General features: G+C 68.7%; 20 protein-coding genes. 11 read left to right on the forward strand and 9 right to left on the reverse strand.

Features of this window, described 5'->3' with window-relative positions:
- Positions 1-2: 2 nt before the first annotated feature.
- Positions 3-1,055, forward strand: coding sequence for a fatty acid desaturase family protein (locus tag D7Y13_RS04430; RefSeq protein WP_244222318.1), 1,053 nt, complete (start codon positions 3-5; stop codon positions 1,053-1,055).
- A 73-nt stretch (positions 1,056-1,128) separates the two neighbouring features.
- On the opposite strand, the gene D7Y13_RS04435 is transcribed toward D7Y13_RS04430, so the two are convergent.
- Entirely contained in the window at positions 1,129-3,636 is a 2,508-nt protein-coding gene (locus D7Y13_RS04435) for a DNRLRE domain-containing protein (protein WP_120582017.1), read from the reverse strand.
- A 206-nt stretch (positions 3,637-3,842) separates the two neighbouring features.
- Between D7Y13_RS04435 and D7Y13_RS04440 the strand changes: the two genes are divergently transcribed.
- Positions 3,843-5,207 carry an FAD-binding oxidoreductase gene (locus D7Y13_RS04440; protein WP_120582018.1) on the forward strand — a complete coding sequence of 455 codons (1,365 nt, stop codon included), beginning with the start codon at positions 3,843-3,845 and terminating at the stop codon, positions 5,205-5,207.
- A 10-nt stretch (positions 5,208-5,217) separates the two neighbouring features.
- On the opposite strand, the gene D7Y13_RS04445 is transcribed toward D7Y13_RS04440, so the two are convergent.
- On the reverse strand, positions 5,218-6,117 hold the full coding sequence (locus D7Y13_RS04445; protein ID WP_120582019.1) for a LysR family transcriptional regulator: 900 nt from the start codon (positions 6,115-6,117) through the stop codon (positions 5,218-5,220).
- Positions 6,118-6,235: 118 nt separating this feature from the next.
- Here D7Y13_RS04445 and D7Y13_RS04450 point away from each other — a divergent pair, with 118 nt between their 5' ends.
- Positions 6,236-7,006: a type 1 glutamine amidotransferase domain-containing protein gene (locus D7Y13_RS04450; RefSeq protein WP_233595247.1), complete on the forward strand. Its 771-nt coding sequence runs from the start codon at positions 6,236-6,238 to the stop codon at positions 7,004-7,006.
- 4 nt (positions 7,007-7,010) lie between these two features.
- Here D7Y13_RS04450 and D7Y13_RS04455 read toward each other — a convergent pair whose 3' ends face one another.
- From D7Y13_RS04455 to D7Y13_RS04465, 3 genes are all read right to left on the reverse strand, one after another.
- On the reverse strand, positions 7,011-8,855 hold the full coding sequence (locus D7Y13_RS04455) for a leucine-rich repeat domain-containing protein (protein WP_233595248.1): 1,845 nt from the start codon (positions 8,853-8,855) through the stop codon (positions 7,011-7,013).
- Between the two features lie 44 nt (positions 8,856-8,899).
- A complete protein-coding gene (locus tag D7Y13_RS04460; protein WP_120582020.1) occupies positions 8,900-10,033 on the reverse strand; it encodes a right-handed parallel beta-helix repeat-containing protein in 1,134 nt (377 codons plus the stop codon).
- A gap of 161 nt (positions 10,034-10,194) precedes the next feature.
- Complete coding sequence (locus D7Y13_RS04465) at positions 10,195-12,336, reverse strand: hypothetical protein (protein ID WP_120582021.1); 2,142 nt, start codon at positions 12,334-12,336, stop codon at positions 10,195-10,197.
- Between the two features lie 292 nt (positions 12,337-12,628).
- On the opposite strand from D7Y13_RS04465, the gene D7Y13_RS04470 reads away from it, so the two are divergent.
- Positions 12,629-14,254 (forward strand): LVIVD repeat-containing protein, encoded by a 1,626-nt coding sequence (locus tag D7Y13_RS04470; RefSeq protein WP_120582022.1) that lies wholly within the window; start codon positions 12,629-12,631, stop codon positions 14,252-14,254.
- Between the two features lie 6 nt (positions 14,255-14,260).
- Here D7Y13_RS04470 and D7Y13_RS04475 read toward each other — a convergent pair whose 3' ends face one another.
- Genes D7Y13_RS04475 through D7Y13_RS04490 form a run of 4 tightly spaced genes read right to left on the reverse strand, consistent with a single transcriptional unit; the run spans position 14,261 to position 17,653 of the window.
- Positions 14,261-14,626 carry a DUF6285 domain-containing protein gene (locus D7Y13_RS04475; protein ID WP_120533927.1) on the reverse strand — a complete coding sequence of 122 codons (366 nt, stop codon included), beginning with the start codon at positions 14,624-14,626 and terminating at the stop codon, positions 14,261-14,263.
- Positions 14,619-15,635 (reverse strand): phosphotransferase family protein, encoded by a 1,017-nt coding sequence (locus D7Y13_RS04480; RefSeq protein WP_120582023.1) that lies wholly within the window; start codon positions 15,633-15,635, stop codon positions 14,619-14,621. Before D7Y13_RS04480 ends, D7Y13_RS04475 begins: the two co-directional genes overlap by 8 nt.
- 3 nt (positions 15,636-15,638) lie before the next feature.
- Positions 15,639-16,862 carry an acyl-CoA dehydrogenase family protein gene (locus tag D7Y13_RS04485; RefSeq protein ID WP_120582024.1) on the reverse strand — a complete coding sequence of 408 codons (1,224 nt, stop codon included), beginning with the start codon at positions 16,860-16,862 and terminating at the stop codon, positions 15,639-15,641.
- A 17-nt stretch (positions 16,863-16,879) separates the two neighbouring features.
- Positions 16,880-17,653: an SDR family NAD(P)-dependent oxidoreductase gene (locus D7Y13_RS04490; RefSeq protein WP_120582025.1), complete on the reverse strand. Its 774-nt coding sequence runs from the start codon at positions 17,651-17,653 to the stop codon at positions 16,880-16,882.
- 105 nt (positions 17,654-17,758) lie between these two features.
- Between D7Y13_RS04490 and D7Y13_RS04495 the strand changes: the two genes are divergently transcribed.
- The 7 genes from D7Y13_RS04495 to D7Y13_RS04525 all read left to right on the forward strand — a co-directional run bounded on the left by D7Y13_RS04495 (position 17,759) and on the right by D7Y13_RS04525 (position 25,588).
- The gene (locus D7Y13_RS04495; RefSeq protein ID WP_120533931.1) at positions 17,759-18,601 is read left to right on the forward strand and encodes an enoyl-CoA hydratase-related protein; all 843 of its coding nucleotides are present in this window, start codon (positions 17,759-17,761) and stop codon (positions 18,599-18,601) included.
- The gene (locus D7Y13_RS04500) at positions 18,598-19,269 is read left to right on the forward strand and encodes a TetR/AcrR family transcriptional regulator (RefSeq protein WP_120582026.1); all 672 of its coding nucleotides are present in this window, start codon (positions 18,598-18,600) and stop codon (positions 19,267-19,269) included. The genes D7Y13_RS04495 and D7Y13_RS04500 overlap by 4 nt, the downstream gene beginning before the upstream one ends.
- A complete protein-coding gene (locus D7Y13_RS04505; protein ID WP_120582027.1) occupies positions 19,266-20,108 on the forward strand; it encodes an SDR family oxidoreductase in 843 nt (280 codons plus the stop codon). The genes D7Y13_RS04500 and D7Y13_RS04505 overlap by 4 nt, the downstream gene beginning before the upstream one ends.
- Before the next feature lie 75 nt (positions 20,109-20,183).
- The gene (locus D7Y13_RS04510; protein ID WP_167508726.1) at positions 20,184-22,001 is read left to right on the forward strand and encodes an AMP-dependent synthetase/ligase; all 1,818 of its coding nucleotides are present in this window, start codon (positions 20,184-20,186) and stop codon (positions 21,999-22,001) included.
- Positions 22,002-22,027: 26 nt separating this feature from the next.
- Positions 22,028-23,167, forward strand: a complete 1,140-nt coding sequence (locus D7Y13_RS04515; protein ID WP_120582029.1) for an acyl-CoA dehydrogenase family protein — start codon at positions 22,028-22,030, stop codon at positions 23,165-23,167.
- Positions 23,168-23,195: 28 nt separating this feature from the next.
- Positions 23,196-24,344: an acyl-CoA dehydrogenase family protein gene (locus tag D7Y13_RS04520; RefSeq protein WP_120582030.1), complete on the forward strand. Its 1,149-nt coding sequence runs from the start codon at positions 23,196-23,198 to the stop codon at positions 24,342-24,344.
- A gap of 32 nt (positions 24,345-24,376) precedes the next feature.
- Entirely contained in the window at positions 24,377-25,588 is a 1,212-nt protein-coding gene (locus tag D7Y13_RS04525) for an acetyl-CoA C-acetyltransferase (RefSeq protein ID WP_120582031.1), read from the forward strand.
- Positions 25,589-25,599: the final 11 nt, after the last annotated feature.

A 25,599-nucleotide genomic window follows, 5' to 3' on the forward strand; every position in this document is an offset into this window, starting at 1 on the left:
CCATCCCCCCGGATGACGCCAAACGGCTCCGTTCGGAACTGCGCCGCCTCCTGCCCCCCGAGGCCTTCGAGCGACAGCCCCTGCGCGGCGTCGTCGCGCTCGGCCTCGTGCCCGTGATGGCTGCGATGGTCTGGCTCATCGGCAGCCAGCCCCTGCCCGACTGGGCATGTCTCCTCCTCGCGCTCGTGCTGGGGCAGATGGTCACCGCCGTGGGCCTCGCCGCCCACGAAGCGCTGCACCACTCGGTGTTCCACAGCCGGACGATGGAGAGCGTGCTCGGCTGGGTGGGCTTCGCGCCCTTCCTCGTTACACCCGGCAACTGGCGGGCCTGGCACGTCCAGGCGCACCACAGCGCCGCCAACGTCCACGTCCGCGACCCGGACATCCTCCCCCGGCAGACGGACTGGCGCACCCAGGGGTTCGCGAAGCTGTTCCACCTCATCTCCCCGGGGTCGGGGACCTGGCTCAGCTTCATCAGCTTCAGCGTCTTCTTCACCGCCCAGGGGCAGGCCTTCCTCTGGTACCACAGCGGGCTGCCCGGGTTTCAACACGTGCACATGCACCGCGCCCGGGAACGGGTGCTCACGGTGCTGCTCGCCGCCGGATGGGGCGCGCTGGGCTGGGTCCTGGGCCCCCGGGCCGCGCTCTACGCGCTGGTGCTTCCGCTGCTCATCGGCAACGTCACGCTGATGATCTACATCGCCACCAACCACTGGATGCAGCCGGCGTCGGAGGAGACCGACAACCCCTTCGTGAACACCGCCAGCGTGCGGACGCACCCGGTGATGGACTGGCTGCACTTCAACTTCAGCTACCACCAGGAACACCACATCTTCCCGGCCCAGAGCCCGAAGTACGCGCCCCTCCTGCGCCAGCACCTGCGAGCGCTCAACCCCCGCGCGTCCATCGTCTATCCCCACCTGCACGCCCTGCGCATGCTGTACCGGCGCCCGGCGCTCTACTCCGCGGATGGACAGACGCTGGTGGGCCGGGATGGCATGACCGCGGTGAGCACCACTGAATTGCGCCAGCAACTGGAAGCGCCCACCGCGTAGGGCGGCGCCCGAAAAGACACAGGGCCCGGAAACCAACCGGTTCCGGGCCCTGCTCATCCCAACGAAGGCAGGGTTAGCGGCCCGGCCAGCTCAGCGCGCCCCGGCTCGTCACCGTGCCGGAGGGCACCCCGAGCACCTGCGCCACGTCCGCGGGCAGCGGCTTGCCGCTGTTGTACGCGGGGCTGGTGGAGCGCACGACGTAGTTGCGCAGCGTCTGGTTCACGAAGAACGGGTCGCCGCCCGACGCCAGGTCATGGCCGTTGTTCTCCCAGCCGCGAGCGGTGCGGACCGCGGCCAGCGACGTGTAGTTCACGCCGCCCGTGTCCACCCAGTTGATCAGCGACTTCGTGCTGCCGCCGGAGCGGTAGTAGCTGTTGTAGTCCAGCCCGGAGAAGAAGGTGTTCGGCCCGGTGTTGGTGAAGTTGCTGTCGGAGCGCGACGCCTTGAGGGTGGTGATGTTCCCGCCCGACAGGATGTTGTTGGACACGTCCACGTTCACCGTGTCCGGACCGATGTCCGAGCCCCGCTTGTCCTGCTCGTTGCGCGAGTCGTCGTAGATCCAGATGTTGATGGCCGCGTTGTTGATGAGGGTGTTGTTGTAGATCTTCGTGTTCGACGAGCACGCCTGGATGCCGGCGTAGGTGTTGTCGTAGATGAGGTTGGACGCGATGATGCCGGTGTCGGAGACCTCGTAGAAGATGCCAATCTTGTTGTTGCGGAAGATGTTGTAGACCATCACGCCATCGCGGCAGTCCTCGTCACACCAGAAGCCCGCGCCGTTCAGGTTGTTCTCGAAGACGTTGTTGCGCACCGTGAAGCCATTCATGTGGGCAATCTTCACGCCCGCCTGCGCGCACGAGCGCGAGCAGTTGGTGCCGAAGCGCTCCGTGTTGTTGGCGTTGATGACGCTGCCCTCCAGCAGCAGCCCATCGGTGACGAGCGTGGCGGAGTTGGTGGAGCCATTGGAGCCAATCGCGGTGAAGCCGTTGTTCGCGAACACCGACCCGCGCACCACGCCGCCCTGGGGCTTGATGCTGAGCGACCCGGCCGCCATCTGCGTGAAGACGCAGTTCTCCACCAGGGAGTTCGTCGCGCCGATGTAGAGCGCCGCGTTCGTGGTGTTGCTGTACTCGTTCGTCGCGTAGCGCCGGAAGCCCAGGCCCATCACCTTGTGGCCGGTGGTGCCCAGCACCATGGCGACGGGGCGCGCGGCCACCTCCACCGTGTGGCCCGTGGGGTTGGTCGCGATGTAGATGCGGCGGTGGGTCCAGTCGTAGAAGAAGTTGCCCGGCGTGGCCTCCGCCAGCGTCTTCACCTCGTGCACGTACGCCCCGTCGATGAAGACCATCTGCGGGTCGCCCGCGGCGGGGTTCGCCGGATCGCCATACATGTCGTAGTGGCTGCACGGGCCCTGGTTCGTCGTGGGCTGGGCGTCATACTTGTACGTGTAATAGCCGCCGTTGCAGAAGCTGGGCGTGCTCCAATCCATGAACCAGTGGCCGGCGCCGTCGGAGGTCCAGGCGGAAGCGGGCTTCAGGTCCGTGCCGTCGAACCAGGCCTGCTCGTGCGGATAGGCCTGGAAGGTGATGGGCTTGGTGTTGACCTTGTAGTTGCCCGCGCCGTTGTTGTACCAGTCGCGGTAGGTGCCGCCGCGCACCACGATGGTCCCACCGGTGGAGGGCACCAGCGCGATGGCGCGGTTGAGCGTGGCCACCGGGGCGGCCTGCGTTCCCGCGTTGCTGTCATTGCCATTCGTCGCCAGGAAGATGGCGCCCGTGGGGATGGCGTAGTTGGTATCCGGAATCGTCTGGCCGGTGTTGTCCAGCCCGGGGATGCCGGGGTTGCCCGGCTCGTCCGGCAGCGCATAGGTCACCGTCAGCTTCGGCCGGTTGGCGGCGATGGCGGCCTCCGAGGAGTCCAGCTCCAGGCCGTCCATGTTGGTGTTCGCATCCAGCACGAAGCCGTTGTTGGTGCCGGCGCTCTGCACCCAGCCCTGCACGGCCGCGATCCCCGCCGCGTTGAGGTCCACGCCATAGGAGCCCGTCGCCCCTGGGATGAGCGTGGCGAAGGACGTGGCGCCCCGGTCCGAAGCGCCGCTGGCGCCAACGGTGGCCCAGGCGGTGGTGCTGGTCGCGTTGTTCCAGGTGGCCTGCGACTCCGTCCAGGCACGGCCGGCGGCGTAGACGAAGAAGCCCTCGCCCGTGGTGGAGTTCTTCACGTTGACTGTCAGCCGCACGGACTGCACCGTCGCGTTCGCCGGAATGGCGCCCAGGTCGAAGCGCAGCAGGCTGTTGCTGACCTTCCCGGAGCTCGTCGGGTAGTCGCGATCCATCCGGAGGAGCGCGTCCGCGCCCAGGTTCACGGTGGGGGTGTTCTGCAGGAGCGTGACATCCGACGCGCCGGTGTACGCGGCCGTCGGAGCGACCTGCTCCTGGAAGGACACGGTGACGGGAGCGCCCAGCGCGCTGTCCACCGTGGACAGGGGCTCGGGAGGCGTCTCGCCTCCACAGGCCATGGCGAGCAGCGCGGGCAGCAGGACGAGCGCGTGGCGCCCGCCCGTACGGGGAACCGGGGGAATCATCAGGGGGATTTCCGTTCGTGGGGCTTACCCGGGCCGAAACGACCCAGGACATGGAAAAGCACGGAATTCTCGCCAACCCCGATAATTTGTTGCGTCCCCGCCCGCACGCCGGGCAGCCGGCCGAGAGGGGCCCAGACCGTCCGGCCAGGGCTCACCCGTCACCGTAGAGTCCCCACCGTTCCAGCGAACGAAGGACGGAGGGGTGGATGACCACGGAGCCGGTTTCCAGCGAGCGGGGGTTGGGGGAGGCAGCACTGCGCAATGCGCTGCACGCGGCCAGGGTGGAAGCCATCGCCAGGCAGTTGAAGCAGCGCAAGGGCACCGGGCCTGCGTCCTTCAAGAAGAAGTCACCGCCCCATCAGGTGCCCAAGCGGAACGACTCGCGGCGCGGCGATGAGAAGGTGGACCTGGGGGACCTGGATCAGATCCTCGAAATCGATCCGGTGGGGCTGACCTGCACGGCCGAGCCCGCGGTGACCTTCGACCAGGTGGTGCGAGCGACGCTGCCGCTGGGGCTTGTGCCCTTCATCGTGCCCGAGCACAAGACCATCACGCTCGGGGGCGCCATCGCTGGGTGCTCCATCGAGTCCATGTCCTTCCGCCAGGGCGGCTTCCACGACACCTGTCTGGAATACGAGGTCATCACCGCGAAGGGTGAAGTGCTGCATTGCTCACCCACGGAGCAGCCGCTGCTCTTCCAGATGCTCCACGGCTCGTTCGGGACGCTGGGCATCCTGTCGCGCATCCGCTTCAAGCTCGTCCGCGCGGCCCCCTACGTGCGCGTGACGTATGAGACCTACGACACGCTCGAAGCCTTCCAGCAGGCCATCTGGCGCCACTTCAGCGCGAAGGACACGGACTACCTGGATGGGCAGATCTTCTCCCCCACGAAACACGTGCTGTGCGTGGGGCACTTCGTGGAGAAGGCCCCGTACGTGAGCCGCTACGAATGGCTCACGGCGTACTGTGAAACCATTCCTCGCCGGAAGGAGGACTACCTCACGACGTACGACTACCTCTTCCGCTACAACCGGGGCGTCACCCACGCGCGGCCGCAGAACCTGCTGGCCCGCGCGCTGTTCGGGAAGTTCATCCACTCGGACAGCGTGCTGCGGGCCGCCAATCACTTCCACAACCTCCTCCTGCCGGAGAAGGACCCGCCGGTCATCGTGGATGTGTTCGTCCCCTTCTCGCGCACGGCCGAGTTCATGGACTGGTATCACCGCGACATGCGCTACTACCCGGTGTGGTGCGTGCCCTTCCGGCGGGTGCATGACTATGAATGGCTGACACCTGCATGGTGGGCCGGGATGAGCGACCCGCTGTTCCTCGACCTCGCCGTGTACGGCCTCCCGCAGCCCCCCGGCCGCAACCTCTACAAGGAGTTCGAGGACGCGCTGCAACGGTTCAACGGGACCAAGACGCTCATCTCCTACAACTACTACGACGAGGAGACCTTCTGGAGCATCTGGAACCGGGACACCTATCAGACGGTGAAACAGCGCACCGACCCGGACAACCTCTTCCGGGACCTCTACACGAAGACGTGCAAGGCGGCGCTCGGGCTGTAGCGCAGGCCCGTCAGGCGGTGTCCGTCAGCACGGCGATCAACGCCCGCGAGGCCGCGGACAGGCTGCGGTGCGGCACGTAGATGACCGAGAACGGCCGCGAGCGCCCGCGCGACTTCGGCAGCACCTCCACCAGGGTGCCCCGGCGCAGGCGGTCGGCGGCGATGAAGTCATACGTCTGGCACAGCCCCATGCCCTGCTCGGCGAGCGACACCACGCCGAGCACGTCGTCCGCCACCCGCAGCGCCGTCTGGGGCGTCCAGTCCACGTCGCGGCCGTCCTCGCGGAGGATCCACGGGGACACGCGGCCGGTGCTGGGCATGACGAAAGACAGACAGGCATGGCGCTCCAGGTCCGCCAGCGACCGGGGCGTGCCGGCCTCCTTCAGGTAGGCCTTCGAAGCGACCAGGCACATGGGCGCATCCTCCAGCTTCCGTGCCACCAGCCCGCTGTCGGGAAGCGCGCCCAGGCGGATGGCCAGGTCGAAGCCCTCCGCCACCAGGTCCACGTTGCGGTTGGAGATGCTCAGCTCCACCTGCACGCGCGGGTGCCGGCGCACGAAGGTCCGCAGCTTCGCCGGCAGGCGATAGTGCCCGTAGGTCGTGGGAACACTGAGGCGCACGCTGCCGGTGACTTCGCCGCCCTGCCCCTGGATGGCGCGCTCCGCCTCCGCCAGCAGACCGAAGGCGGTGCGCGACTGTTCCAGGTACAGCCGCCCCGCGTCCGTCAGCCCCAGACTGCGGGTGGTCCGCCGCAGCAGCTGCGCCCCCAGCCGCTGCTCCAACCGAGCGAGCGCGCGGCTCACCACCGAGGGCGTCGTCCCCAGCGCGGTGGCGGCGGCCGTCAGCGAGCCGCGCTCCACCGCCGCGATGAAGGCCTCCACGTCGTTCAGGTGGTCGAAGCGCCGAGCCATTCATGCCTCTGTAGCAAAAGTGCCATGCCCTCATGCCCGTTTATCACCGACGGCGGCGACAATAGTTTGGATGACGAGACCGGCCCCCGTGAGGGCCCTTCCCTCAGGAGTCCTGAACATGTCCTCCCTCCTTGCCGCCTCCCTGCTGGGGATGGCCACCGCCGCCGCGCCGACCGTCAAGCCCACCGCGCCCTCCCTCGCGCCCGTCCTCATCGTGATGACCAGCCACGCCACCAAGGGCAGCACCGGCGAGCCCACCGGCTTCTACCTGGGCGAGGTCACCCATCCGCTGGCCGTGTTCCAGGCCGCTGGCATCCCGGTGGAGTTCGCGTCCATCCAGGGCGGTGAGCCGCCGGTGGATGGGCTGGATTTGAAGGACGCCACCAACGCGCGCTACTGGAACGACCCCGCGTTCCGGCAGTCCCTGCGCACCACCCTCAAGCTGGACGACGTGAAGGTGGCCCGCTACTCCGCCGTCTTCTACGCGGGCGGCCACGGCGCCGTCTGGGACTTCCCCGGCAGCCCGGCGGTGCAGCGGGTGACGCGCGAAGTCTACGAAGCCGGCCGGGTCGTCGCCGCCGTCTGCCACGGGCCCGCGGCGCTGGTGAACGTCAAGCTGAGCGACGGCAAGTACCTGGTCGCCGGCAAGCAGGTCAGCGCCTTCACCGACGACGAGGAGCGCGCCGTGAAGCTGGAGAAGGTGGTCCCCTTCCTCCTGGCCACCACGCTGAAGGAGCGCGGCGCGAAGCACCAGCCCGCCGCCAACTGGACGGCCAAGGTCGTGGTGGATGAGCGGCTCGTCACCGGACAGAACCCGCAGTCCGCCACCGGCACGGCCGAAGCGGTGCGGGACCTCATCCTGAGCAAGGTGGCGAAGCCCGCGCCCTGAGCACTCAGGTGCCCCTGCGCGCATGGACCGAGAAGACGTCCCTCAGCCCGGCGATGAGCGCATTGCCGGGATGCTGCTCGCCCAGCGGCCCCAGCGCGTCCCCCAGGGCCAGGAAGAGCGCGCGGACATGGTGGGCGGAGGCGCCCGCCCAGTCCATGGCATGGGCGATGTCCTCACTCTGGACCCGGAACTTCTCCAGCGCCCCGTCATAGGGCGCCACCGTGGGGATGTTGAGGCGCAGGAGCAACCCCAGCAGCGCGATGATCTCCGTGAAGTCATAGCGGCCCGACTTCGCGTCATGGATGTGTTCGACGCGCACGTTCTCCCGCTTGAACCAGTAGTCGATGTACGCGGCCGCGTTCCTGGGGCTGGACGCCAGGTCCACCACGTCGAGCTGGGCGTGAAGCTCCGGATCCACCTGCGTGATGAGCGACCGGCGCACGGTGGCGGTCTTCAGGACGGCGCTGTCGAAGCGGCGTGTCGGCAGCGTGCGCAGCGGCGTGCCCTCGAACTTCAACACCTCCAGCTTCGGCAGCCGCGTGAGGACCTCCGGAAGCTCCCACATGAGCCGGACCTTGCTCCACGCCCCGAAGGCCCACCGGAGGTAGGCGTACGGGTTGTTGACGAGGTTCACCTCCCGCAGCTCCACGCATTCCGCGAGCGAGTCCGGGAGCCGCCAGAGGCAGTTGGTCTCCAGGTTCAACACCCGGAGCTTCTTCAACGCCCCCATGGATTCGGGCAGCGCCAACAGGCCATTGCTCCTCAGGTCCAGTTCGCGCAGCTCCGTGAGCAGCCCCAGCTCCTCGGGAAGCGTCCGCAGCTCATTGCTCCGAAGGCTGAGCTTCTCCAGGCGGCGGAACAGGAAGAGCTCCTCCGGCAGTGACTTGAGGCCCTTGCTGTCCAGCGACAGGCTCTTCACCTTGTCGGGCTCCGCCATCTTCCTGGAGACGAGTTTGCGGAACGCGGCCCGGACGCTGGTGAACTCAGGACGGGAGATGGGCTTGCCGGTGGCCAGCAGCTTCCGCGCCTTGTCGAGCAGGACGCGCTCGCCGGACACCACCGCCGGAAGGAAGACGCCCTTCACCTCATAGGGGTCCTGCGTGTCCTCCCCCCCGTTCGATACCGCGAACACCTTCGAGCCCTGCCCCTGGTAGCGGTGCGCATCCACGGGGCCCTCCACCCGCAGGGTGTAATCCGAGGCGATGGTGCGGGCCACGAGGCCGCCTCCCACGGAGACGCTGCCGTGGTTGTAGACCGCCACGAAGTCCCCGGTCATGACGTCGCCCGTGACGCGCAGCCGCGAACCGCCGATGGCGATGCTCGTCGCGGTGAGGTTGCCGTTCACCTGGAGGAACGGTCCGAAGTCGTTCTCCCCGTTGAACACACAGCCCTCGACGGTGAGGTTGCCTTGCACCAGGAGCCCGATGAAGGGCTCCGCGTCCGGGTCGTCCAGGGCGAAGATGCCGCGACGGAAGTCGAGCCACAGGTCATGGGGCACGACGACATCCCCGGTGAGCACGAGGACGCGGTCCTCATCCTGTTCGGAGTTGCCGGGCACCCGCACCGAGCCCTTCACCTGCTCCCAGGGGGTGGACTCGAAGGCCAGGTCGCTGGACCAGGCGCCCTTGTCCACCCGGGCCGCGACCTGCTTGCGCGCGAAGGCCGCGGCCTCCTCGGCGGAGGCGAAGGTGCGCGACTCGCGCTTGCCCTCCGTGCCCTGCTTGCCGTGGTGCAGCTCCAGCCGCTCGCCGTGCTGCGCGTAGGCCCAGAAGACGCGGGCCTTGCCTTCCACGCCCACGAGTCGCATCGCTTCACGGGGCTGGGCCACGGGGAGTCGGGGAGTCTTCATGGTCCCCGCCTTCTATCGCGAAGTCCCGGGTCCCGGGCACGTGCTCAGAACGCGGAGCAGGTGACGCCTTCGCAGTTGCCCGCGCCATTGCCTCGCGCGACGTTACCGCCCGCGTCGAAGGCGGTCGGCGCGTGGATGCCCCAGCCCACGTTGTTCACCGCGGTGTTGCCCACCAGGGTGGGCGTGCTGGGCTCCAGGACCCGGAGGCCGTCCCCGGCATTGCGCAGGAAGCGATTGCCGCGAACGAGGCCCGTGAGCGGGTAGGGAACGAACTCCGGCAGGTCGGCCAGCGTCAGGCCGCCCGCGTTGTCCCAGAAGGTATTGCCCTCCAGGTAGACGGTCCGGCTTCCGGCGTGGAGCCCACTGCCATTGTTGACGACCCACGAGTTGCGCATCACGAACCGGAACGGCCCCCAGACCGGAGCTTCCGGAGGGGCCAGCGCGGTGTTGTTCGCGATCATCGTGTCCTCGAACCGCAGCTCCGAACAGAAGTCGAAGCCGCCGGCCGGGTCGAACGCCAGCGAGCCCACGGCGGTGTTCATCGCCAGGATGCTGGAGCGGATGCGGATGTTGCCATTGAAGCACTCGATGACGTTCTCATTCGAGTTGAAGGTCGACCCGAGCACATCCACGTCGTGGGCATCCACGAACATCACGCGCCCGTTGCCGGTGAAGAGCGAGGAGTGGATGTTGAACTCACCGGTGGCAGCGTCGAACTCACTGCTCATCCCGGTGCTATTGCCGCGCAGGACGGAGTTCGTGATGAGGAAGCGCGCATAGCCGCCCCGATGGTAGATGGCCGTCCCATTCCCGACGAGTGACAGCTCGTGCAGCCGCACGTTGTTCGCGCCGCTGTCCAGCACGTAGCCCCAGCGGAACCCCCGGATGGTGCCGTTGCGGACCGTGCCGTTGGCTTCGACCACGATGCCTTGCGAGTCCCCCATCTCCGGGCCGGTGCGGCGCACGGTGTGCCCGCCCAGGTCCAGGACGACGCCTTCTCCGACGACCCGGAGCGCGGGGGCCTCCGTGCCCGGACACGAAAGGTCGCGCGTCAGCTTCGTGTGCTGGGTGAGGGTGTCTCCGCACTGGACCGCGGCGGCCCCCGCCTTCGCGTCGCCTCCCTCCCACAGCAACGACGCCAGGGCCACGACGCCCACCCACTCCCTCGCATGCGGCATGCTGCCTCCCGGTCGGAGGCGTCCGGCCTCCGGCTGGAGGAGGCTAACCACCGGGCCCTGGACGGCTTACCCCCCGGAGGTGGCAGCCCGCTGCCCGAAGGCCGACAGCGGTGGAGTCCTCCGGTTCAGGGCCTGGGCAATCCTTTTCCCATGCCGTCCCGTCAGCTCACGAAGGAGCCGGGCTCCTTGCTGAAGCCCGCCTTCGCGTGGTGCCTCAACCGCTCCTTGCGCGAGGCCTGCTCGAGCGCGGCGATGACGGCCTTCTCGGCGTCCGGGCCCCACTCGTCCACCTTGGCGGGGTCGAGCCCCTTGGCCTTCACATACGCTTCCAGCGCGTCGGCGGCGACGGAGCCACCGCGGCCGGCGTTGACCTCCAGGTCGGCCAGGATTGCGTTGCCATACTCGCTGGTGACGACGTCCTTCAGCTGGAGCTTCGCCTTCACGGTTTCGCCGCTGGCGTCCTTGCCGGTCACCTTCACCGAGCGGTTGCGGGTCTCGGTGATCTTCCCCTCGTTCGCGTACTTGATCTGCGCCTGCTGCATCGCCGGGTCGGCGCCCGCGGCCATGAAGACGGCCGCCAGCTTCACATCGGTGCGGATGGCTTCGGCCGCCTCGACGCCCTTGAGCACCGTGCCATCCGCACGGGTGAGCACCACGCCCTTGGCGTCGACGTCGAGCCCGTACTTGCCGAAGCTCTTCTCGTATTGCGCCGGGTCGGTCTTCTTCAGGTCCCGCATGAACTCGGCCAGCGTGCCATTGCCGCTCTTGCCGAGCGTCCACTGGGTGAAGCCCCATGAGACGCGCCCGGTGTCCCAGGTGTTGACCTTGCTGAAGGTGCCCTCCAGTCCGGAGATGGACGCGAGGATCTTCTGCCGGTCCTCGCTGATGCCGCTCTTCTCAAGCTGGGTGTCGACCTGGGTGTGCGAGTCCCCCGCGACGGCGCCACCATCCACCGCCTTCCACAGGTTCGTGTAGGCGGTCTCGCGGCCATCGCGCATCCGCACGGTGGTTCCATCCACCGTGACATCCGACCGGGTCTGCGGCACGGCGACCATCGGCGTGTAGGCGTCGATGCGGGCGAGCAGGCCGTCCTTCACCGACGTCTGGTGGGCCTGGGCCTGCGTGAGCTTCGCCTTCGCCGCGTCGAGCGCGGCCTTCTGCTCGCGCTTGAGCGTCTCGGCGGCCTCCGGGTCCTTCGGAACCTTCGCCTTCGCCTGCTTCTTCTCCAGCGTGGCGACCTGTTCCCCCGCGTGCTTCACCGCCGCGGTGGCCTGGGTGAGTTCCGGATTCGCGCCGATGTGTTCCTTCAGCCACGCCTTGACCTTGGCGCCCGCGTCCGTGACCTTCTTCTCCGCGGCATCGAGCTTCGCCTGCGCGGCCGTCTTCGCCGCACCGGCGGGCGCCTTGTCGAAGGCCGCCTTCGCCTCGTTGCGCTCCTTCACCGCCTCCTTCAGCGGGTTGTAGATGGCCGCCTTCGGGGGCTTCCAGCTCGCGACGTTGATGGGGATGAGGTTGTTGAGCTCGACGGCATTCCCGCGCTGGACGGTGCCCTCATCCCTGGACGTGACCTGGATGGCATCGAGGTTCTTCTGGATGTCGGAGGTGGAGACCGTTCCAGCGGCGGTGACCTTCGCGGCGGTCTTCACCGGCGCGGTGGTGGCCACCGGCACCTGGGGCTCGAAGGCCGCGAGCGCACGCTTCAGGTCCCCCGCTTCAAGCTCCAGGTTGAGCGCGTCCTGCAACGAAGTGCCGGTCAGCTTCTGGTACTTCTCCGCGACCTTCGGCAGCAGGGCGGGGTCCAGGCCCTCCAGGGCCTCGAAGACAGCGGCCTCGTCGGTGCCCCAGATGTCATCCATCGCGGCCTTGAGCTTCGCCGCAGCCGCATCCACGGGGCTGGCGCTCGCCGTGCGCTTCGTGGCCGCCGAGGACAGCGGGTTGAAGGAGAAGGCCTGGTTCGTGGGAGGCCGCCCGCGAATCTGTTCCGCCAGACGCTTGAGGGTCGCGCCCTTCGCGCCGCCGGCAATGGCCTTGAAGAGGAAGGCGCGCTCGGCGCCCGCGTCGGCGCGGGGCGACGCGGTGGCGCTGACGCCTGCCTTTGACAGCAGGTTCGCCAGCTCCTTCTGTTGGGCGGGACTGAGGTCCGCGAGCGCCGTGGTCACCGCGTCGACGTCCGCCGGAGGCATCCCTCCGGAAAGCGCCTGGAGCAATGCCTGACGCGTCATGCCCTCGGGAAGCGAGGCCACCCGCTGCTCCACCTTCTGTTGCGCCGGGGCCTTCGCGCCGGCCGCGACGGGAGCCGCCATGGAAGAGGCGGCGCGGGTAGGCGCTCGCGAAGAAACCGTCGTGGGAGGTGCCTGGGAAACAGGCGCCTCCGCCTGCGAGACTCGGGACGGTTTCGGGGCGAGGGATCGAGTGACCTTGACCATGAGACCTGCCAGCCTAACGCACCCTCAGTGAACGCCGTATCGGCCCCCGTCTCCGGCGGGTTTGAACCCAGAACTGCCTTGCCAGGAGGGTGAGGAGCCGGCCGGGCCGGATACGTTCACCAGGGGCGCCCCGCGAATCCCCGCGGGGCGCATTCCTCGCGAGGCCCCCATGACATTCCCCCGCCGCGCCCTACAGTCCCTGCTGGTGGTCCTGTCGCTCCAGCTCCTCGCCGGGTGTGAGGACCCGCCCCCGCGCCCCTCCAGCGACGCGGGAGTCCCCGACGCCGGCCCCTATGTCTGGGATGGCACCTACACCGAGCTTGAAGAGCACGGCGACTGGATTGACAAGGGGCCTTTCGCGCCGTGCGGCTTCGACGCTCAGGACGCGTCCACCACCGCCTGCGAGGAGCTGCCCCGCTTCGACGTGTCCCGGTGCGACCCGGCGGCCCTGGCCGCGCTCCCGCAAGAGGGCATCTACCAGGCCAACACCCGGGACGCGAAGCCCCTGGCGGATGGAGGAACCCTCATCTCCATTGGCTCCGTCGGCTTCCAGCTCCGGAGTGACGGGGGCCCGAACACGATGTACGACGAGCCGCTCCTCCAGCGCGACACACAGGGCGGCCGCTTCTCCGTTGTCGGGAAGAACACGCGCACGAGCCTCACCATCGCCATGGTGGGCTGCCAGACGCCGGCGCCAGACATCATCACGGGCTGCTTCGCCTCCTGCCGCCGGGGGAAGCTGACCCAGCAGGGCACCTTCGAGGCCCACCGTGTCGCCCGGTGGGCGGGCGAGCCCGAGTCCTCCGGCGGGTTGACGCTTCTCTCCGAGCGCCACGTGGCGCTGGGGCAGCCCGTGGATGTCTTCGTCACGAAGGGCCACGCCTACGTCGTCTCCCTGCCCCATGCGGGCCGGGATGGTGGACTCACCGTCTTCGACGTGAGCGACCCCAGCAACCCCCTCTTCAAGACCTCCATCAGCCTGCCGGAGGACAACTTCTGGAACGGTGTCTGGGCCCACCGCGACGCCCTCTACGTGGCCAGCAGCATCATGGGGACGCTCGTCTACGACATCTCCACCCCTGCGGAGCCCACGTTCGTGCGGAACCTGCCGACAGGGACCTTCGGCGCCCACACGGTGCTCGTCGATGGGGAGCGGCTCTACGCAATGGTCCCCAACACCGGCACCTTCGTCTACGACGTGTCCCAGCCGCTGAACCCCGTGCAGCGCGCCCGCATCACCGTCCCCGGGGACCCGGATTCTGGCGGCCCCCATGACACCTTCGCGTATGGGAACCGCCTGTACGTCAGCAATGCCTTCGGGCCCTACACCGTGCTGGACGTCACCGACCTGGACGACGTGCGCCCCCTGGGTCAGTACCCCCGCCCGGACCTCGCCTACTCGCACCACAGCGCGGTGGGGACCTTCGCGGGGCGCACGCTCGCGTTCGAAGGAGGAGAGTTCAACAGCTCCCACCTGCGGGTGCTCGACGTCACCGACCCCGCCCGCATCGTGAAGCTGGGCGAGTTCCGCATGCGCTCCATCACCTCCATCCACAACCTCATCCTGCGCGGCACCCGGCTCTACGTGGCCTGGTATCACGAGGGCCTGCGCGTGCTGGACGTGTCCAACCCGACGAAGCCCACGCAGGTGGCGCACTACAACACCTTCCGCGAAAGCGACCCGTACCGGGGCGACAGCCTCTTCGAGGGTGTCTACGGCGTCCGCGTGCCCGGCGACGGCCACGTCTACAGCGTGGACTCCTCACGGGGGCTGCTCATCTTCAACGAGCTGTGACGGACGTCAGGGTCCCGAGGAGCGCCCGACAAGGGCCTTCGGTGCGCTCTCCCGGACCCGCTGCACCGTGGACTCCCATAGCAACCTGCGGGCCTCCACATCCTCATCGAACTCGCCCCGGCGGATCCGGGCCGCGAACTCACGCGTCAGGGCCTCCAGCGCCCCTTCGGTCTTGAGGAGGGCCGCCAGCGCCTGCTGCTCTTCCTGCTGGGGGCCTTCACCCTGCCGCAGTTGGCGCTCGGCGATGCCCATGGCATTGGCGATCATCCGCGCGGCATAGACCTTGTCCCCGGGCAGCAGGGGCAGCAATTCCTTGCGCAGCACCTCACTGGCGATCGCCAGCAGCGCGGCACCGTCTGGCTGTTCACGCATGCCGGCCCCCGGTCATGTTCAGGATCTCCATTTCCAGCTCCGGTACGACATGCGCCGTCAGCGCCAGCTCCAGCGACGGTTCCTGTCCGGAGACATGGCGCTCCCCCTGCTGCAGGGCAATCACGGCCCACCGAACATGCGCGTGGACCTCCCAATAGAACACCGCCTCACGCGTCAGTTGCCGGCCACTCACGCGCGCATAGCCACGGAACAGCGCTTCGCGGGAGCCCATGCCCCCCGCTTCCTTGTCGAACTGGCCAAAACGCCAGCAGCGCGCACAGAACCACCCCAGGTCCTCCAGCGGATCCGACCAGGCCGCGAACTCCCAATCCAACACGGCCGTGAGCCCGACTTCGTCCACCAGGTAGTTCCCGGTGCGGAAATCACGATGCGTCAGCACCCGCTCCGGCGTCTCCGGTGCATGCCTTTCCAGCCAACGAAGCCCCCACTCCAGCGCCGGAAACGCCGTGTGGTGCCCATCCAGGAAGCGCCGGAAGTCCTCCACCCCCTGAAGCGCTGGCGACAGCGTCGGCACTCGCAGGAAGGAGAGCCCCTCCACCGGCGGGCGGATGGCATGCAGTCGTGCCAGCTCCTCCCCCAGGCGCTCCACCAGCAGCTCCCGGTCCCCGCCCAGGTTCAGCTCCTTCATGAGCCGGTGCCCGGAGGCCGTCCCCCGGGCCCTGCGCATCACGAAGAACTCCCGGCCGAAAACGGAGGCGTCACCGGACCACAAGGGCTCCGGCACCGTCACGCCGGCCCGGAACGCCACCTGGAGCAGGGCGAACTCCTGTGCACGGCCGTGCGACACGGCGACGCCTGACGGCGCATCGGAGCGCAGCACACACTCCAGGATGCCGTCGTACCGGCCTCCCGTCACGGTGGCCGTCAGCGACCAGTTCTCCTGGATGGCACCTCCAGACAGCAGGTGCGCCTCATCAATCCGCACCGCGCTGGCCCCCGCCCTGCCCGCCAGGAATTGTTCCAGCGCCCGCTTCTGTTCTTCGCGCATGGCTCACCCCCTCTTCGGGGGAGCGACGGACGCGCCCCATCGGAAGAACTCCTGGCCTTCGTCCAGATAGGCGCGTGAGAGCACCATCTTGTGGATCTCACTGGCGCCGTCGACCAGCCGCGCCTGCCGGGCATAGCGGTAGATCCATTCGACGATCGTGTCCTTCGAATAGCCACGGGCCCCCAGCAACTGGATGGCCGTGTCGGCGGCCTTGTGCAGGGCGTCCGCCACGTGGATCTTCGCGATGGAGATGTCGGTCCGGGCGAAGTCGCCCTGATCCAACTTCCACGCGGCACTCATCGTGAGCAGCCGCCCGATGTGGATGTCCTTGGCGGCGTCACCCAGCATCCACTGCACGCCTTCATGCTTCGCCAGGGTCTCCCCGAAGCTCATGCGCCGCGTGACATAGCTCCCCGCTTCCTCCAGGCACCGCTTGGCCAATCCCAGCCAGCGCATGCAGTGCGTGAGGCGGGCGGTGCCCAGCCGGATCTGCGTGACCTTGAGGCCATCCCCCACGCCCAGCAGGCGGTGCGCATCCGGAATCCGCAGCCCCTCGAAGACAAGCTCGCAATGACCGCCATGCTCTTCCGGCCCCATGATGGGAATGCGCCGCTCGATGCGCCAGCCGGGCTGGCTCGCGTCGAACAGGAAGGCGGTGAGCCCCTTGCGCTCATCGTCGGAAGTGCGTGCCACCAGGATGAAGTGCTGCGCGCCCTCGGCCCCGGTGATGAACCACTTGCGGCCGGTGATGAGCCATTCGTCGCCCTGCTTCTCCGCCCGGGTATAGGTCAGCGAAGGGTCGGAGCCGCAGCCGTCGGGTTCCGTCATCGCGAAGGCGGAGCGCACCTTCCCGTCGATGATGGGCTGCAACCACCGCTGCTTCAGCGCCTCCGTCGCCAGCACCTTCTCCAGCACGATCATGTTGCCGTCGTCCGGCGGCGCGGCGTTGAACATCACCGGACCGAAGGGCGACCGGGCGGCCTCCTCGTAACAGGCCGCCATGCCGACCACGCCCAGGCCCTGCCCTCCCCGCGACACCGGCATCTGGAAGGCCCAGAGCCCCTCCGCGCGGGCCTGCGCACGAACCCGGGCCACCATCTCCTCGCGAAGGTTCTCGTGCGTGTCGAACGCCTCGGGCCGGGTCTCCAGCGGCAGCACGTGCTTTTCGACAAAGGCACGCACGCGCAGCCGGGCGTCTTCCACTTCGGGGGAGAGAGAGAAATCCATCAGGAACTCCAGGAGGACTACAGGGTCGAGCAGAGATGGGCGCCGTCCACTTCGAGCACGCTGCCGCTCATGTAGCTGCCGGCCTCCGAGGCCAGGAGCAGCAGCGGGCCATCCAGCTCCCGCATGTGGCCGAGCCGTCGGAAGGGAATGCGCGCCACCAGCTTCTGGCCGGCCTCCCTGGCGAAGAACTCGCGGTTGAAATCCGTTTCGATGTAGCCCGGCGCGAGGGCGTTCACGCGAATCTTGTGACGCGCCAGTTCGAACGCCATCGCCTTGGTGAGGTGGATCAACCCAGCCTTGGAAGCGCAGTAGGGAGACACCGCGCCCCCCACCCGCAGCCCCAGGATGGAGGCGATATTGATGATGCTTCCAGGCGTGCCCCGCTCCACCAGACGGCGGGCCACGGCGCGGGCCACCAGGTAGGCACCCTTGAGGTTGGTGTCGACCACGGAATCCCACTCGGCCTCCTCCACCTCCAGGAAGAAGTGCTCGCCAGACACCCCGGCGTTGTTCACCAACACGTCCAGCACGCCCCCGGTGAGCGCTTCCGCCTCCGCCACCGCCGCCTGCACGGACTCCGAGCGGGTCACATCCAGCGCCACGGCATGGGCCCGGACCCCAGAAGCCCGCAGCCGCGAGACCTCGGCGGCCAGCATGTCGACACGGCGGGCGGCCAGCACGACCTCCGCCCCCACGCGCGCCAGCACGCCGGCGAAGTGCAACCCCAACCCTCCAGAGGCGCCCGTGATCAGGGCGCGACGGCCCTCCAACTGAAAAGGGGAAGCACTCATGGAAGGTCTCCAATGGGATGACGCAAAAGGTCGAAAAGCCAAACAGCGCCGACCCTGCTTCTTGCTGTTGACGGTCCGCCAACAAGCTACCATCATGAATCCACCATGAGCTATCAGCACATCCGGTTTTCGGTCGCGGACCGGGTCGCCACCCTGGAGTTGCATCGTCCTGAAGCGCGCAATGGCTTCACCGTGACCATGGCGGACGAACTTGCCCAGGCACTGTCCGACGCGGATGCGAATGAAGGCGTGCGAGTGGTCATCCTCTCCGCTGCCGGGAAGGATTTCTGCGTGGGCGCGGACCTGAGCGGCAGCTCGCTCGAAGTGACGAACACCCGCATTCCCGAGGGCGCCTGGGTGGAGCCGGCGACGCGGGTGACCCGCCGGATGTTCGCGCTGCGCAAACCCATCATCGCCGCCATCCAGGGCGCGGCGGTGGGCGTCGGCTCGACGATGATCCTCCCCGCGGACTTCCGCCTCGCCTCGAAGAACAGCCGCTTCGGCTTCGTCTTCAGCCGGCGGGGCATCTATCCGGAGGCGGGCTCCAGCTGGTTCCTGCCGCGCATCGTCGGCATGGGACGCGCGCTCGACTGGATGGTGAGCGGACGGTTGATCAACGCGGAGGAGGCGCTCGGCGCGGGGCTGGTCCGCTCCCTCCATGAACCCGAAGCGCTGCTCGACGCGGCCCTGTCGCTCGCCCATGAGTTGGTGGAGACCACCGCGCCCGTCTCCGTGGCCGTCATCCGTCAGGCGCTCTACCGGATGAGCGCCCTGCCCTCGCCCGAACCCGCGTTCGAACTCGACAGCCAGCTCATCGCGAGCCTGGGAGACAGCGCGGACGCCCTGGAGGGCATAATGGCCTTCATGCAAAAGCGACCCGCGAAGTTCTCCCGGACGGTGGAGCAGGACCTGCCGGCGTTCCTGCCGTGGCGGGAGCACACCTCATGAGCCCGGCCCTCTCGCCCCGCTGGAAGCGCCTGGAACCGGACGAACGCCGGGAGCAGATCCTCGAGTGCGCCGCGCGGCTCTTCGGTGAGCGCCCGTACGCGGAGGTCTCCACCACCGACATCGCCAAGGAGGCGGGTGTCGCCCGGGGACTGCTCAACCACTACTTCGGGCAGAAGCGGGACCTCTATCTGAAGGTCGTGAAGAGGATGCTGCTCATGCCCGGCCTGGAAGCGAGCGTGACCATGACCGGAACCCTGCGGGAGCGGGTGGAGAAGAGCGTCGAGTGGTACCTCGATACGGTGGCCACCCACGGCAAGACGTACGTGGCCGTCACCGGCATGGGAGGCATTGGGGCGGACCCGGAGGTCGAGCGCATCATCTCCGAGGCGGACGACGTGGCCGCGGCGAGGACGCTGGAGTTCCTGGGCCTCAAGATCGAGGTCGGCAGCGACGCGCGGCACCGCGCGATGATGCGCTCCTACGGCGGTCTGGTGAAGGCCACCATCCGCGAGTGGATTCGCGGCGGAACCCTCTCCCGGGAGGACGCGCACCTGCTCCTGAGTGAAGCGCTCATCGTCATCGTGCGCGACGTCTTCCCGCAGCTGGCCCAGCAGGCGGCGCCCGCGCGCGGCGAGGCCCGGGCGCCGAAGTCGGGGCCCAAGCGGTGACGGCCCCAACGCAGCCACCGGGGCCGCTCGCGGGACGCACGCTGTTGATGTCCGGAGGCAGCCGGGGCATCGGGCTGGCCATCGGGGTCGCGGCGGGACGGCTGGGGGCGAACGTCGCGCTCCTGGCGAAGACAGACACCCCGGACCCCAGGCTGCCCGGGACGGTGCACACAGCCGCCGCGGAGATCACCGCCGCGGGAGGGCAGGCGCTCGCCGTGGTGGGGGACGTGCGCGACGAGGCGGACGTGCAGCGGGCGGTGGATGAGACCGTGGCGCGCTTTGGCGGCATCGACTTCTGTCTCAACAACGCCAGCGCCCTGGCGCCGCTGAAGACAGAGGAGCTGTCCGTCAAGCGCTTCGACCTGATGCAGCAGATCCAGCTTCGGGGCACGTTCCTCCTGACGCGCACGGCCCTCCCGCACCTGCGGCGCTCCCCCCACGCGCACATCCTTTCGCTCTCCCCGCCCATCAACCTGGCGCCGCACTGGATGGGCCTGCACCCGGCGTACACGCTCGCCAAGTATGGGATGACGCTGCTCACGCTCGGCTGGGCGGCGGAGCTGGCCGAGGCTGGCATTGGCGCGAACGCGCTCTGGCCCCGGACGCTCATCGCCACCGCCGCCGTGAAGAACCTGCTCGGGGGCGACACCTCCATGCAGCGGGCCCGCGCGCCGGAGATCATGGCGGACGCGGCCGTGGCGCTCCTCCAGCGCCCGCCGCGCGCATGCACCGGCCAGACCTTCATCGATGAGGACGTGCTGCGCGCTGAAGGTGTCACCGACTTCAGTCGTTACGGGGGCGGCCCCGACGTCGCGCTCGACCTCTACGTCGATCCCTGAAGAAGAGGAACGAAGCAGCCCATTTTGTGTCTTTGAAACCGGAGGCGGTTGCCCATGGATCCGTCGCGCGCAGACATGGAAGCGCAGTGCCAATCCCTGGCGGACAAGCTCACGCTGCCGCTCCTCCTCAAACGCAACGCCGAGGAATACGCGAGCGCCCCCGCCCTCACCTCCGGGGACACGACCCTCACCTGGGCGCGGTTGCGTGAACGGACCGCCGCGCTCACCCGGGGCCTGGACGCGCTGGGACTGAAGCGGGGCGAGCGGATGATGATCATGATGTCCGCCCGGCCGGAGCATTGGATTGTCGACTTCGCCGCCGTCCACCTCTCCGCCATTCCCTGTACCGCGTATCAGACCCTGAGCACCGAACAGGTGGGCTACGTCGCGCGGCACAGCGGGGCCACGGTGGTGGTGCTGGAGGGCAAGGACGAGGTCGCCCGGTGGTGGCCCGTGCTCGAAACGCTCGGGGCCCTCAAGCGCATCATCGTCGTCGACCCGGCGGCCATCCCGGCGGGAGATGCGCGGTTCATCTCCTTCGAACAGGTGGAGGCCCAGGGGAGCGAAGCGCACCAGGCGGCGCCCCGCGTCTTCGAGGAGCGCTGGAGCGCCATCCGGCCCGAGGATCCGATCGCCATGATGTACACCTCGGGCACCACCGGCGACCCCAAGGGCGTGGTGCTGAGCCACCGCAATGCCTTCTATGAGGCCATCGCCGTGGACGCCGCCATCCCCGTCCAGATGCGTGTGCCGTCCATCGCCTACCTCCCGCTGGCGCATGTGGCGGAGCGCGAGCTGGGCCTCTACCGGGCCCTCTACAAGGCGCTGCACGTGCACATCTGTACGGACCCCACGGGCGTGGTGCCGCTCTTGGCCAAGGCGCGCGCCCCGGCGTTCTTCGGCGTGCCGCGCCTCTGGGAGAAGCTCGCCGGGGGCCTGAAGGTGAAGCTGGGCGCGCTTGAACCCGCCCGGCGCGACCCCATCCTCGCCGCCCATGCCCTGGCGCTGGAGGCGTTCCAACTCCAGGGCGCCGGACGCGCCGTGCCCCCGGAGCTCCAGCGGCAGGTGGCGGAGGCCGACGCGCGGGTGCTCGAACCCCTGCGCAAGACGCTGGGCCTGGACGCGCTCCAATGGGCCAGCAGCGGCTCGGCGCCCATCCCCGTGGAGATCCTCGAGTACCTGGGCGGCTTCGGCATCCGGGTGCTGGAGGTCTGGGGCATGAGCGAGACCACGGGCTGCGCGACCATCAACACCCCCACCGACTTCCGGATTGGCGCCGTGGGCCGGCCCCTCCCCGGGCTGGAACTGCGACTGGCCGGGGATGGGGAGATCTTCGTCCGGGGCCCCATCGTGTTCTCCGGCTACCTCGCGGAGGACGGCCGGGTCGTCAGCGCGCTGGACGCGGACGGCTGGCTCGCCACCGGAGACATCGGCACGCTCGACGCGGACGGGTTCCTCACCATCACCGACCGCAAGAAGGAGCTGCTCATCACGTCGAGCGGGAAGAACATCGCCCCCTCCAAGATTGAAGGCATGCTGCGCGCGCACCCGCTCGTGGGTCAGGCGATCGCCATTGGCGATACCCGGCCCTACGTGACGGCGCTCGTCGCCCTGGACCCGGAGGCCGCGCCCCTCTGGGCGAAGTCCCAGGGCCTCACGTCGGTGTCGCTCGCCGACCTCGCGCGCGAGCCGGCGGTCCGGACCGAACTGGAAGCGCTCGTCGGCGCGGCCAACGCCCGGCTGTCCCGCGCGGAGCAGATCAAGAGCTTCGACGTGGTCCCCGACACGTGGTCGCCCGTGACGGGCGAGCTCACCGTCACCCTCAAGCTCAAGCGTCGCGTGCTCCTCGCGCAGTACGCCGAGCGCATCGCCGCGCTCTACGCGAACGCCTGACACCCCACCTCCCCCGAAGGGCCCCCATGCATGTGAGAACACCGGAGCAAGCTGCCTTCGCTGACGCCATCGATGCGTTCTGTCGCGCCAGGACCGGGACGCGCGCGCAGCGGGACGCCCTCACCCAGAACGGCACGGAGGCCCACAGCCCCAGCCTCTATGCCCAGATGGCGGAGCTCGGCTGGCTCGGCGTGGGGCTTTCCCCGGAGCACGGCGGCTCCGGCGGCGGCATGTCCGACATCTGCCTGTTCGCCGAGCGGACCGCCTACGGGCTCGCCCCCGTGGGGGGCTACATCACCACCGCGGTCGCCGCGGGCCCCTACGCGAAGTTCGGCACCGAGGCCCAGCGCGAGACGATCCTCGGAGGCATCGCCCGGGGCCGCGTGGAGGCCATCTCCATCTCCGAACCCGGGGCCGGTTCGGACGCCGCCGCCATCACCTGCCGCGCGACCCGCGTCCACGGCGGCTTCATCGTCAACGGACAGAAGACCTGGTGCTCCAACGCGCACTTCGCGGACCACTTGCTGCTGGTGGCGCGCACGAACGCGCAGAGCTCGCGGCACGAAGGGCTCACCATGTTCTGCGTCCCCGCGGGCACGCCGGGGATGGAGATTCGCGGCATCCCCACGATGGGCGGCAAGGAGGTTAACGACGTCTTCTTCACCGACTGCTTCGTGCCGGAGAACGCCGTCGTCGGCATCGTGGACCGGGCGTGGCCGCAGTTGATGTCGGGCCTCAACAGCGAGCGGCTCATCCTCGCCGCGTCCATGCTCGGCCGGGGCCGGCGCGCGTTCGACGACGCGCTCACCTACGTGAAGGAGCGCCAGCAGTTCGGCAGGCCCGTCGGTTCGTTCCAGGCGCTCAAGCACCGGATCGCGGACCTCGCCACCGAACTGGATTGCTGTGAGCTGCTCGTCTACCGCGTGGCCGCCATGGCGGACGCGGCGCCGGAGCGGACCCTCCCCCGCGAGGCCTCCATGGCGAAGCTCAAGACGACGGAGACGGCCAAGCGCGTGGCGCTGGAGGGCATGCAGATGATGGGCGGCTACGGCTACGCGACCGAATACGACATGGAGTCGCACCTGCGCGCCACGGTCATCTCCACCGTCTACGGCGGCACGAGCGAGATCCAGCGCGACATCATCGGCAAGACGTTCGGACTCTAGGGCGGAACATGAGCGCAAGGAGACAGACATGACGACGCGTCCCCGGTGGAGCTCGGACGAACTCGAACAGGTGCGCGGGCTGGCGGCCACCTACTTCACGAAGGAGGTCATCCCCAACGTGCCCAAGCACGTGGCCCAGGGGTATCCGGACAAGGCGCTCTACCGCAGGGCCGGGGAGCTGGGCCTGTTGTGCATGTCCATCCCGGAGGCCTACGGCGGCGGCGGCGGCACGTTCGCGCACGAGGCCGTCCTCATCGAGGAGCAGGTGCGCGCCGGGGACCCGTCCATGGGCTTCGCGGTGCACTGCACCATCGTCGCGCACTACCTGCTCGCCTACGCGTCGGAGGCCCAGAAGCAGAAGTGGCTGCCCCGGCTGGCGAGCGGTGAGTGGGTGGGCGCCATCGCCATGACCGAGCCGGGGACGGGCTCCGACCTCCAGGCCATCACCACCCGCGCGGTGCGTGAGGGCGACTTCTACCGGGTGAGCGGCTCGAAGACGTTCATCTCCAACGGCCACGTGTGCGACTTCATCATCATCGTCGTCAGGACCGGCGACGAGAAGGGCCATGCGGGCATCTCCCTGCTGTGCGCGGAGGTCTCCGACACGACGCCCGGCTTTGAACGCGGCCGCATCCTCGACAAGCTGGGGGGCAAGGGACAGGACACCACCGAGCTGTTCTTCGACGACCTGAAGGTCCCCGCCGTCAACCTGCTGGGCGGCGAGGAGGGCAAGGGCTTCGGGCAGTTGATGAGCCAGCTTCCCCAGGAGCGGCTGAGCACGGCCCTCATCGCGATGGCCAGCCTGGAGCGTGCGGTGGAGGTGACGGTCGAGTACACCAAGCAGCGTCACGCCTTCGGCAAGCCGCTCTTCGCCCTGCAGAACACGCGCTTCGAGCTGGCGGAGTGCGCGACCCTGCGGCGCGTCTGTCGCACCTTCATCGACGACTGCATCACCTCCCACCTGGAGGGCAGGCTCGACGTGACGACGGCCGCCATGGCGAAATACTGGGTGACGGACCAGGCCTGCATCGTCGCGGACCGTTGTCTTCAGCTGTTTGGAGGGTACGGTTACATGAAGGAGTACCCCATCGCCCACCTGTTCGCGGACACCCGCGTGTTGCGGATCCTCGCGGGCGCGAACGAGGTCATGAAAGAACTCGTCGCACGTTCCCTGTAGCCCCATCCCCCGTCTCCCAAGGAGGCTCCCAAGTGAGCCAGGAAGCTTTCATCTTCGACGCCGTCCGTACCCCTCGCGGCAAGGGCAAGAAGGGCGCGCTGCACGGCACCAAGCCGGTGTCGCTGCTCATCGGGCTGGTGGACGCCCTCAAGCAGCGCAACCCCACCCTGGACCCCCAGCGCATCGACGACGTGGTGCTGGGCGTCGTCTCCCCCGTGGGAGACCAGGGCGCGGACATCGCGCGGACCCTGGTACTGGCGGCGGGCCTGCCGGAGACCACCGGCGGCGTGCAGCTCAACCGCTTCTGTGCCTCCGGCCTCACCGCGGTGAACCTGGCCGCGCAGCAGGTGCGCTCCGGCTGGGAGCACCTGGTCATCGCGGGCGGCGTGGAGAGCATGTCGCGCGTGCCCATGGGCTCCGACGGCGGCGCCTGGGCCCTGGACCCCGCCACCAACTACGACACCTACTTCGTGCCGCAGGGCATCTCCGCGGACCTCATCGCGACGATGGAGGGCTTCACCCGCGAGCACGTGGACGCCTACGCCGCGCGCTCCCAGGTGCTGGCGGCCCAGGCCTGGGCGGGCGGCTACTTCAAGAAGTCCGTCGTCCCGGTGCGGGACCAGAACGGCCTCACCGTGCTGGACCGTGACGAACACATGCGCCCGGACTCCACCGTGGCCTCGCTGGGGCAGCTCAACCCGTCCTTCAGCGTGATGGGCGAGGCCGGCGGCTTCGACGCGGTGGCGCTGCAGAAGTACCACTCCGTGGAGCGGATCCACCACGTGCACACGCCGGGCAACTCCTCCGGCATCGTGGATGGCGCGGCGCTGGTGCTGGTGGGCTCGGAGAAGGTCGGCAAGGCGCTGGGCCTCACGCCCCGCGCGCGCATCGCCGCCGTGGCCACGTCCGGTTCGGACCCCACCATCATGCTCACCGGCCCCATCCCGGCCACGAAGAAGCTGTTGGACATCGCCGGGCTCACGGTGAAGGACATCGACCTCTTCGAGCTGAACGAGGCCTTCGCCTCCGTGGTCCTCAAGTACCAGAAGGACCTGGGCATCCCGGACGAGAAGCTCAACGTCAACGGCGGCTCCATCGCCATGGGCCACCCGCTGGGTGCCACCGGCGCGATGATCCTCGGAATCGTGGTGGATGAGCTGGAGCGGCGCAAGGCGCGCCGCGCGGTCGTCACCCTGTGCGTCGGCGGCGGCATGGGTGTGGCCACCCTCGTCGAGCGCGTCTGAACCTCCCCCCT

The organism is Corallococcus praedator (assembly GCF_003612125.1).
Lineage (GTDB): Bacteria > Myxococcota > Myxococcia > Myxococcales > Myxococcaceae > Corallococcus > Corallococcus praedator.

Coding starts and splice junctions, on each gene's coding strand:
- D7Y13_RS04435 (WP_120582017.1), bottom strand. CDS start 3,636: ATGATTCCCCCGGTTCCCCGTACGGGCGGGCGCCACGCGCTCGTCCTG.
- D7Y13_RS04470 (WP_120582022.1), top strand. CDS start 12,629: ATGACATTCCCCCGCCGCGCCCTACAGTCCCTGCTGGTGGTCCTGTCG.
- D7Y13_RS04515 (WP_120582029.1), top strand. CDS start 22,028: ATGCATGTGAGAACACCGGAGCAAGCTGCCTTCGCTGACGCCATCGAT.
- D7Y13_RS04440 (WP_120582018.1), top strand. CDS start 3,843: ATGACCACGGAGCCGGTTTCCAGCGAGCGGGGGTTGGGGGAGGCAGCA.
- D7Y13_RS04500 (WP_120582026.1), top strand. CDS start 18,598: ATGAGCCCGGCCCTCTCGCCCCGCTGGAAGCGCCTGGAACCGGACGAA.
- D7Y13_RS04475 (WP_120533927.1), bottom strand. CDS start 14,626: ATGCGTGAACAGCCAGACGGTGCCGCGCTGCTGGCGATCGCCAGTGAG.
- D7Y13_RS04485 (WP_120582024.1), bottom strand. CDS start 16,862: ATGGATTTCTCTCTCTCCCCCGAAGTGGAAGACGCCCGGCTGCGCGTG.
- D7Y13_RS04480 (WP_120582023.1), bottom strand. CDS start 15,635: ATGCGCGAAGAACAGAAGCGGGCGCTGGAACAATTCCTGGCGGGCAGG.
- D7Y13_RS04495 (WP_120533931.1), top strand. CDS start 17,759: ATGAGCTATCAGCACATCCGGTTTTCGGTCGCGGACCGGGTCGCCACC.
- D7Y13_RS04520 (WP_120582030.1), top strand. CDS start 23,196: ATGACGACGCGTCCCCGGTGGAGCTCGGACGAACTCGAACAGGTGCGC.
- D7Y13_RS04510 (WP_167508726.1), top strand. CDS start 20,184: ATGGAAGCGCAGTGCCAATCCCTGGCGGACAAGCTCACGCTGCCGCTC.
- D7Y13_RS04455 (WP_233595248.1), bottom strand. CDS start 8,855: ATGAAGACTCCCCGACTCCCCGTGGCCCAGCCCCGTGAAGCGATGCGA.
- D7Y13_RS04450 (WP_233595247.1), top strand. CDS start 6,236: ATGTCCTCCCTCCTTGCCGCCTCCCTGCTGGGGATGGCCACCGCCGCC.
- D7Y13_RS04460 (WP_120582020.1), bottom strand. CDS start 10,033: ATGCCGCATGCGAGGGAGTGGGTGGGCGTCGTGGCCCTGGCGTCGTTG.
- D7Y13_RS04465 (WP_120582021.1), bottom strand. CDS start 12,336: ATGGCGGCTCCCGTCGCGGCCGGCGCGAAGGCCCCGGCGCAACAGAAG.
- D7Y13_RS04490 (WP_120582025.1), bottom strand. CDS start 17,653: ATGAGTGCTTCCCCTTTTCAGTTGGAGGGCCGTCGCGCCCTGATCACG.
- D7Y13_RS04445 (WP_120582019.1), bottom strand. CDS start 6,117: ATGGCTCGGCGCTTCGACCACCTGAACGACGTGGAGGCCTTCATCGCG.